The following is a 6,524-nucleotide window of genomic DNA, read 5'->3' on the forward strand; positions in this document are numbered from 1 at the left end:
AGAGGGCGTCCCCACGGGCGCCCTCTTGTTCGTTGTGGCGGGCCGGGCGATGGTGGATCATCGGTTGTCACAGGTGAATTCATGCGTGCCCTCGTCCTGCTTTGCCCCGCCGTTCTGGCCCCTGCCGTTCTGGCCCTCACCCTGCCCACGGCCGCACTGGCCGATGTGTTTTCCTTCGACGCCCCGGTCACCGCGGTGACCTTGCACCCCGGTGGCGCCAGCATCGAACGCCGGGTGCCCTTCGCGATTCCCGCCGGCCGCCATCAGCTGATCTTGCGCAGCGCCGATCCCGGAGTCGATCTGGCAAAGCTGCGGCTGAGCGTCGAGGGCGCCACGCTGGAGACGGTCACCGCCCGCACTGCCGCGCTCGCCCCCCGGGACAGGACCGAAAGCGATGCGATCAGGGCCGCCCGGGCCGAGATCGCCCGCCTGCGGGCGGAGCTTCTGGAGTTTCAGGATCGTCGCCGCGCCGAGGAGTTGAAGGCCGAGGCAGCCCGCGCCCAGGCCGGGTTCCTCTCCGGTCTCGCCCGCGCCGAAGGGATTGGCGGCCAGGGGGTGGCTGTGCTGCGCGACCTGTCCCGCATGATCGCCGAGGAAACCCTGAACGCCGGCACCGCCGCGCTGGCCGCAGAAATCGCCGCGCGCGCCTTCGACACGCCGCTGAAGGACAAGAAAAAGGCACTGGAGGCCGCCCGCGCCGCGCTGGCCGCGCTGATGCCGCAGGCCGAGGATGGCGCCGAATACCGGCTGACCGTCTCCGCCGAAGAGGCAGCGGAGGGGCTGGTGACGATCAGCTATCTCAGCGCCGCCGGCGACTGGCAACCCGGCTACGAGGCGCATCTGACCCGCGGCGCTGCGGCGGAACTGACGCTGACCCGGGTCGCCTGGGTGATGCAGGACACCGGAGAGACCTGGCGCGACGTGCATCTGCGCCTGTCCACCGTCACCCCCGGCGCGCGCAGCGACGCCTCAGAACTCTATCCCCGGCGCCGGCAGATCGTGAAACCGCAGCCGGTGGCGCCGATGTACAAATCCGATGCCGCCCAGCTGGCGGAGCCGATGGTCGAAGCCGCCCCCATGGGTCTGGCGGGCGCGGCCGCCAGCGTACTGGACGGCATCAGCGTCACCTACGACTATCCCCAGCCGGTCACCATCGCTCCGGGGGCGGAGGCGCTGCGCCTGCCGCTGGGCGCGCTGACCCTGCCGGCAGAGGTTTTTGCCCGCGCCACCCCCGAGACCGATCCCACCGCCTATGTCACCGCCGCCTTCACCAACGACAGCGACGATGTCTTGCTGCCGGCGGAGACTGTGCAGCTGTTCCTGGATGGCCATTTCACCGGGCTGGGGCGGATGCCGCTGATCGCTGGCGGTCAGGCGGCCGAGCTGGGCTTCGGCCCCATCGAGGGCCTGCGGCTGGATTTCGCCCGGCTCTCCCGCAGCCAGGGCGATCGCGGCATGCTCAGCAAATCGAGCGAACAGACCGAGACGCAGCAATACAGCGCCCGCAATCTCAGCGCCACGGGCTGGGATCTGCGGCTGCGGGGACGGGTGCCTTATTCGGAACAGGAGAATCTGAAAATCAACTGGAGCGCGGAGCCGGCGCCCGATCTGGTCGATGCCGAAGACCGCCGCGGCCTGCTGGAATGGCGCTTCACGCTGGCGCCGGGGGCCAGCCAAACCATCCGCCTGGACCAGAGGCTGAGCTGGCCGGACGGGTACGAGCTGCGCTGAGGCGCAGCCCGCAAGCGATCCTCAGACCTCCAGGAACTTACCCAGTTTGGGATCGTAATATTCCAGGCCGCCGGCACCGATATCGGTCCAGAGCCCGTGCAGCGTCAGCTCGCCGCTGTCGACCGCCTCCTTAACGAAGGGGAAGGTCATCAGGTTGGCGAGCGAGGCCAGAACCGACTGGCGCTCCAGCGCGCGGGCCTGCTGCTCGTCGTCCTCGATATCGGCGACCAGATCGAATTTCGGGCGCAGGATATCCATCCAGCGGCCGACAAAGCTCTCCTTCGCCTCCAGCTCGGGCGCGTGGCCCTTGCACATATCGATGCAGCCCTGCACCCCACCGCATTGCGAATGGCCCAGAACCAGCAGATGCGCCACCTTCAGCGCCGTCACCGCATATTCGATGGTGGCCGAGGTGCCGTGGTGGTCGCCGTCGGGCTCATAGGGGGGCACCAGGTTGGCGATATTGCGGTGAATGAAGAACTCCCCCTGATCGGCGCCGAAGATCGAGGTCACGTGAACCCGGCTGTCGCAGCAGGAGATCACCATGGCGCGCGGATGCTGCCCATCGCTGGCAAGGCGTCGATACCAGCTCTGGTTCTCCGAATATGTCGTCGCCTTCCAGCCCTGATAGCGATGCACCAGGTAGCTCGGCAAAGGTTTGGCGAACTGCATGCAACTTTCCTCGCTTGGTTACGTCAGGGCACCAGATAATCCTCATTCGGGGAAAATTCGAGGGAATAAGCACATCCAATCGAAACCTTTTGAAAACCTGTCGACGGGATGATGGGGCCGCGAACAGGCAGATCGGACGGCAGGAGAAAGACGTGGCACATTTGTGCGCTCTCAAGCGGGTGGAATCGGTTGAGTTGGACTATCGGCAGCTGACGCTGCTTTACAGGCAGATGGGCACCCACGGCGCCGAAACCGTGATCGCCCGCGCCAGCCAGGAGCTGGACAGCCGGCTGCAGCGGTGTGAGCAGCTGTGGCGGATGCAGGAAGCGGCGGCGCTGCGCAAATGCGCCCGCTCCACCATCGCCATCGCCGAGCAGATCGGGATGGAGGCGCTGGCGCGGGTGGCCCGCGACGTCACAATCGCCGCAGATCAGGGCGATCGGGTGGCGGTGGCGGCAACATTGGCGCGGCTGCGGCGGATCGGGCAGGAATCGCTGCGCGCGGTCTGGCAGATGCGCGGCGTTTCGGTCTGACGCCCGGGCCGGCGCCGTCGCCCACGGGACCGGTCCCCGACCCAGGAGCCGGCCCCATGGCGGGGCAGTGTATTGCAATGGGGTCTTGCGGCCAGACCTGCGGGGGATAGTCTCTGCGACAGTGAATTCCAGACGAGCGCCGCAATGACCCCCGACAGCATGACCCCCGCCTTCGCCGCCCCCGGCACCCCCGCCCTCCCCCTGCATGTGATCGAGGGCAGCGCCCTCGACAGCTGGCTGGACACGCAGGAAGCGCCGGTCCGGGGCTGGGTCGTCGCCAACGGATTCACCGGCGCGCGCGGCCAGACGCTGCTGGTACCCGGCCCGGAGGGTACCCCGGCGATGGCGCTGGTCGGCTATGCCACCCCGGCAGAGCGGGCCCGACATCGGTTCCTGCTGGCCGGCGCCGCCCAGGCGCTGCCTGCGGGCACCTATCGGATCGCCTCCGGGCTCAGCGGCGCAGCGCTGGCGACCGAGGCCTTCGGCTGGCTGATCGCCGGCTACAGCTTCGACCGCTATCGCGACAAGGCCCCGGCCGCAGCGCGGGCGCTGATCGCGCCCGAGGGGCTCGATGCCGGCCGGATCGAAACCCTGGCGGCAGCCGAATGCCTGACCCGCGACCTGATCAACACTCCCGCCTCCGACATGGGCCCGGCAGAGCTCGAGGCCGCGGCGCGCAGCCTCGCCGAAACCTTCGATGCCACCGTCGCGGTGACCGAGGGCACCGCGCTGCTGGATCAGAATTTCCCGATGATCCATGCCGTCGGACGTGCCTCCCCCCGCGCCCCCCGGCTGATCGACCTGCGCTGGGGCGACAGCGGGCCGAAGCTGACCCTGGTCGGCAAGGGCGTCTGTTTCGACACCGGCGGGCTGGATCTGAAACCTGCGGTCAGCATGGCACTGATGAAAAAGGATATGGGCGGGGCGGCCAATGTGCTGGGGCTGGCGCGCTCGATCATGGCCTCCGGGCTGGCGGTGCAGCTGCGGGTGCTGATCCCGGCAGTGGAAAACGCGGTCTCCGGCAATGCCTTCCGTCCCGGCGACATCCTGACCTCGCGCAAGGGGCTGACGGTGGAGATCAACAACACCGATGCCGAGGGCCGGCTGGTGCTGGCCGATGCGCTGGCGCTCGCCGCCGAGGAGGACCCCGACCTGATCGTCTCCATGGCGACGCTGACCGGGGCGGCGCGGGTCGCGGTCGGCCCCGATATCGCCCCCTTCTTCACCGATGACGAGGACGCCGCCGCCGCATTGGCCCGTGCCGGCGCCAGCATGGCCGATCCGGTCTGGCGGCTGCCGTTTCACGACCCCTACGAGCTGAAGATCGAACCGGGCATTGCCGATCTGGACAACGCCCCCGGCGGCGGCTTTGCCGGGGCGATCACCGCCGCGCTGTTCCTGCGCCGCTTTGCCGGCGCCGGCCGCTATGTCCATTTCGACATCTACGCCTGGAGCCCCGCCGCCACCCCGGCGCGCCCCAAGGGCGGGCTGGCCCAGGGCAGCCGCGCGCTGTTCTACGCGCTGCCGGAGATGTTGGGGCTGTGACCGCGCCGCTGTCCCGCGATCGCCGCCGCTGGCGCTGCAACGGGCGCACCGCCCATGTGAGCCTGCGCGGCGCGGTCGAGGCCGAGGTGTTCACCGACGGTGCCGACTGGCGCGTGATCACACCGCGGGCGACGCTGTTTCCCGGTGCAGACAGCACCGCCCGCGACCGCGAATTGATTCTGGGCGAGACCTTCACCGTGCTGGAGCAGCGCGGCGACCGGCTCTTCGGTTTTGCCACCCGCGACGGTCATGTCGGCTGGATGGAAGCCGACCGGCTCTGCCCCGATGCGGACCTGGAGGCGCCGACCCACCGGGTGGTGCCGCGCCACAGCTATGCCAAGACCACCCCCGATCTGAAGACCCGGGACGAGACCGACTGGCTGCCGCAGGGTGCCCGCGTCGCCGTCACCGCCACAAAGGGCGCCTGGAGCCGGATCGCCCTGGGTCCCGCCGAGCATCGGCGCCGCCTGTGGATGCCGGCAGCACATCTGGCGCCTGTCGACCGCCCCGAGCCCGATCCGGTCGCGGTGGCCGAACGCTATCTGGGGACACCCTATCTCTGGGGCGGCAATTCCTCCTTCGGCATCGATTGTTCCGGGCTGGTGCAGGCGGCGCTGCTGGCCTGCGGTCACCCCTGCCCCGGCGACAGCGATCAGCAGCAGGCGGAACTGGGCAATCCCCTGCCCCCCGGCACCCCGGCGACGGCGGGCGATCTGTTCTTCTGGGCGGGACATGTGGCGATGGCGGTTTCGGCCGAGCGGCTGATCCATGCCAACGCCCATCACATGGCGGTCGCCTACGAGCCGATCGCGGCGGCGATCGCCCGCATCGACGCTCAGGGCGACGGGCCGGTGACGATGCACAAGCGGCTCTGACCCCGGGGCCCCGGAGCGGCCTAGTCGACGGCGCGGATCAGCTTGCGCTCCAGCACCCGCAGCACGGTCTTCAGCTCATGCCCGCGCTTGAGGATCTGCCCGTCCATCCCGACCACGGCATATTGCCCCTGCTTCCCCCTGAGCCGGGGACGTTTTTCGATCCGGTAGAGCGGGTGTTCGGCAGTGCGGCGGAACACCGAGAAGACCGCCATGTCGCGCAGGCAGGAAATGCCGTAGTCGCGCCACTCGCCGGCCGCCACCATGCGCCCGTAGAGGGAGAGGATCACCGAAAGCTCACGCCGGTCGAAGGCGACCTGTTCCGTCACCGGAGTGTAGGGCGTGCCGCTGGAGGTTTGCATGTTCATACCGCAAGAGTTGCGCTTTCCCGCCGCCAAATCAAGCCCGTCGCAGGCCGCGCCCGGATCCGGACCGTGAAAATCGCGCCGCTGCCGCGGCCCGATGCCTCCGGCGGGGATATTTGCGCCAGATCGAAGGAGAGCGGCGCGCCCGGACGTCCTGCCGGCTGTGGCGGGGGCCAGCGGGGGCCCCGCGCGGTCGCAGACGGCAGGTGAACCGGCGGAATGGACGTTGAAACTCGCGCCGCTTTGGCGCAGGGTCCGGGAAAACGTCGAAAGGATCAGCCAGATGCGAACGCGAGCCGCGGTAGCGCTTGAAGCGGGCAAGCCGCTTGAGATCATGGAAGTGAACCTGGATGGCCCGAAGGCGGGCGAGGTTCTGGTGGAGATCAAGGCCACGGGCCTGTGTCACACCGATGAATTCACCCGCTCGGGCGCGGACCCTGAGGGGATCTTCCCCTGCATCCTCGGCCACGAGGGCGCCGGCGTGGTGCTGGAGGTGGGCGAGGGCGTGACCACGCTGAAGCCCGGCGATCACGTCATCCCGCTCTATACCCCCGAGTGCCGCGAATGCCCCTCCTGCCTCAGCGGCAAGACCAACCTCTGCACCGCGATCCGCAATACCCAAGGCCAGGGGCTGATGCCCGACGGCACCACCCGGTTCTCGATGCTGGATGGCACGCCGATCTACCACTACATGGGCTGCTCGACCTTCGCCAATCACACGGTGATGCCGGAGATCGCGCTGGCCAAGGTGCGCGAGGACGCGCCCTTCGACAAGATCTGCTATATCGGCTGCGGCGTGACCACCG

At 68.9% G+C, this 6,524-nt stretch carries 7 protein-coding genes; 5 read left to right on the top strand and 2 right to left on the bottom strand.

Translation table 11 applies throughout. The annotated features are described in order from the left end of the window. Positions 1-81 precede the first annotated feature (81 nt). Positions 82-1,731: a DUF4139 domain-containing protein gene (locus QO033_RS21700; protein WP_284482993.1), complete on the top strand. Its 1,650-nt coding sequence runs from the start codon at positions 82-84 to the stop codon at positions 1,729-1,731. Between the two features lie 21 nt (positions 1,732-1,752). Here the strand turns inward: QO033_RS21700 and QO033_RS21705 are convergent, their stop codons facing one another. Next, a complete protein-coding gene (locus tag QO033_RS21705; RefSeq protein WP_284482994.1) occupies positions 1,753-2,403 on the bottom strand; it encodes a carbonic anhydrase in 651 nt (216 codons plus the stop codon). A gap of 152 nt (positions 2,404-2,555) precedes the next feature. On the opposite strand from QO033_RS21705, the gene QO033_RS21710 reads away from it, so the two are divergent. From QO033_RS21710 to QO033_RS21720, 3 genes are all read left to right on the top strand, one after another. Beyond that, the gene (locus tag QO033_RS21710) at positions 2,556-2,936 is read left to right on the top strand and encodes a hypothetical protein (RefSeq protein ID WP_284482995.1); all 381 of its coding nucleotides are present in this window, start codon (positions 2,556-2,558) and stop codon (positions 2,934-2,936) included. 159 nt (positions 2,937-3,095) lie between these two features. After that, entirely contained in the window at positions 3,096-4,481 is a 1,386-nt protein-coding gene (locus QO033_RS21715) for a leucyl aminopeptidase family protein (protein WP_284483003.1), read from the top strand. Further along, a complete protein-coding gene (locus QO033_RS21720; protein ID WP_284482996.1) occupies positions 4,478-5,356 on the top strand; it encodes a C40 family peptidase in 879 nt (292 codons plus the stop codon). Before QO033_RS21715 ends, QO033_RS21720 begins: the two co-directional genes overlap by 4 nt. A 20-nt stretch (positions 5,357-5,376) precedes the next feature. On the opposite strand, the gene QO033_RS21725 is transcribed toward QO033_RS21720, so the two are convergent. Then, positions 5,377-5,721 (bottom strand): DUF2794 domain-containing protein, encoded by a 345-nt coding sequence (locus QO033_RS21725; protein ID WP_284482997.1) that lies wholly within the window; start codon positions 5,719-5,721, stop codon positions 5,377-5,379. A 280-nt stretch (positions 5,722-6,001) separates the two neighbouring features. Here QO033_RS21725 and QO033_RS21730 point away from each other — a divergent pair. Then, positions 6,002-6,524, top strand: a 523-nt coding sequence (locus tag QO033_RS21730) for an alcohol dehydrogenase catalytic domain-containing protein (RefSeq protein ID WP_284482998.1), incomplete at its 3' end; no start/stop codon positions are given.

Source organism: Pseudodonghicola flavimaris (assembly GCF_030164425.1).
Taxonomy (GTDB): domain Bacteria; phylum Pseudomonadota; class Alphaproteobacteria; order Rhodobacterales; family Rhodobacteraceae; genus Pseudodonghicola; species Pseudodonghicola flavimaris.

What these genes read in the sequence shown, in the direction of transcription:
- QO033_RS21715 (WP_284483003.1), top strand. Translation starts at nt 3,096, where the DNA reads ATGACCCCCGCCTTCGCCGCCCCCGGCACCCCCGCCCTCCCCCTGCAT.
- QO033_RS21725 (WP_284482997.1), bottom strand. Translation starts at nt 5,721, where the DNA reads ATGAACATGCAAACCTCCAGCGGCACGCCCTACACTCCGGTGACGGAA.
- QO033_RS21700 (WP_284482993.1), top strand. Translation starts at nt 82, where the DNA reads ATGCGTGCCCTCGTCCTGCTTTGCCCCGCCGTTCTGGCCCCTGCCGTT.
- QO033_RS21705 (WP_284482994.1), bottom strand. Translation starts at nt 2,403, where the DNA reads ATGCAGTTCGCCAAACCTTTGCCGAGCTACCTGGTGCATCGCTATCAG.